We start from the raw sequence: 1,661 nt of genomic DNA on the forward strand, positions 1-1,661 counted from the left end.
AAATACATTTCTTCTGTATTTCACGACCAATACAAGGTGATAATACAACGAGAATACTGAATGGTTATTACTATCTAATTTCATTTATATACCAGCCTTTATCATTTATAAGACTGATTATATCAGAGGCAACATAAAATGCAAAACCTTTTGGCTACGCCAAACCGAAGTCCATCTCCCACCTACCGTTGGTCTACGCCCTTCACACACTTGAGGAAGGAGAATTCTTTCGGGGAATTCGTTAAAAAATTGCAAGATAGACCAGTAACTAGATTTGGTTATAATATTTTTGATTTTATAAAGAGGAAAGGGGTAGTTTCAATTATCGAGACAGTAAAAGGACAAGCAAAAAGGATTAACTTTGAAGAAAGTGCGTGCTTTAATTGTATTAGGAGTCTTAATTATCGTATAACTACGTCCTATATAGCTAGGGAAAATGAACGGATAAATTGCATAGAAGTCTTTGTATATCCTATAGGCTTAATTCTATGTATGATACTTGGACATTTTGGGTTACCAGAGTTTTCAATATTAGTAGGGTTAGTATGTATTGTATGAGGTATCCTTATGGCAGTAGGAATTAGTGTCATATAGAAACAATAAGAGCACAGAGCATTTAAATAGAATGCTTTTTATTTTGCATAGAAAAAGGAACCCAGAAGGGTTCCTTTTCTTATTCCGATCTATCTTAAGCGCATATAAGATAATGTTATTTTACATCTTAATATTAGGAATTACAATAAATAATTAGAGATTACTGTGAGATGGTGTAAATGGGAGAAAGAACTATGAATGTTCCTGCATGCTCTGGTTCTAATGAGCCTTGCATATGGACATCAAATGTCTAATAAGCAAATCGGTGAAATGTTTCTACCGGTGTATCCTCAAGGTTGATTAGCTTGTAAATATGAAACACTACGCTGGAAGATAGAAATACTTACAAATTTTAAAAGAATTCCTTTTGTGTACCAAGAAGCAAAATTATCGCGTTGTACATAATAGCTTTATTACAATTCCAGGTGAACTAGACCATCCGCAAGCAACAGCGCCTGGATATGCAATGTATTTTTGTTGGATGATTCGACATCTTGAGAATAACCCATGGAATAATCGTATCATGGAGGAAGACCACAAGTGGTTATTAGAACCAAACGTGAAAATTTGGCCAGAAAAGGAATAAATAGAAAAACGAGCACTCCTATTTATAGTGATAGGGTGCTCGTTTTTCTATTTATACGCAGAAAGGAAGATCCTTTTTACTGTTACTGTCGGGCTATCGTTCTGCGCACATTTGAAGAAGGAGAATTCTTTCAGTAAGTATGTAGAAATGATCCTTTATTTTGACGTTTGCTTCTGACCTGATAGTTATTTTTTATGGAAAAATCAGTTTACTGTTATTAAGTTTTTTCTTTGTAATTTATTTTTTTTGTTTGTTGTTCTATCTACATCTAAAATGGGTGAGTCTGTGCTGTATAGGTCTTGGTTACTTTCGTTATTGTTATTGTTTGGATTATTTTTCACTTGAGATGATGTTTCTAGCAGTTGTTCTTGTTCCTTACTAGGGGTATTCAGGGCATCCGAAGGGACGCGATTAATCTGTTCGCTCAATAGATTTTCTTTGTCCATATTATACAGCTCCTTTTTGGAATGAGATAAAAAAA

Annotated in this window: 1 protein-coding gene and 2 pseudogenes; 1 reads left to right on the forward strand and 2 read right to left on the reverse strand. The window is 34.1% G+C overall.

The window, feature by feature from the left end:
• A pseudogene (locus tag GFJ36_RS10555) lies at positions 1–84 on the reverse strand (IS200/IS605 family transposase); the annotation flags it as partial.
• An 898-nt stretch (positions 85–982) separates the two neighbouring features.
• Here GFJ36_RS10555 and GFJ36_RS10560 point away from each other — a divergent pair.
• Positions 983–1,180: pseudogene (locus GFJ36_RS10560) on the forward strand (5-deoxy-glucuronate isomerase); the annotation flags it as partial.
• Between the two features lie 203 nt (positions 1,181–1,383).
• Here GFJ36_RS10560 and GFJ36_RS10565 read toward each other — a convergent pair.
• On the reverse strand, positions 1,384–1,626 hold the full coding sequence (locus GFJ36_RS10565; protein ID WP_157349548.1) for a hypothetical protein: 243 nt from the start codon (positions 1,624–1,626) through the stop codon (positions 1,384–1,386).
• Between the last annotated feature and the right edge of the window lie 35 nt (positions 1,627–1,661).

This window comes from Bacillus sp. EE-W1, assembly GCF_009760835.1.
GTDB classification, from domain to species: Bacteria; Bacillota; Bacilli; order Bacillales; family Bacillaceae_G; genus Bacillus_A; species Bacillus_A wiedmannii.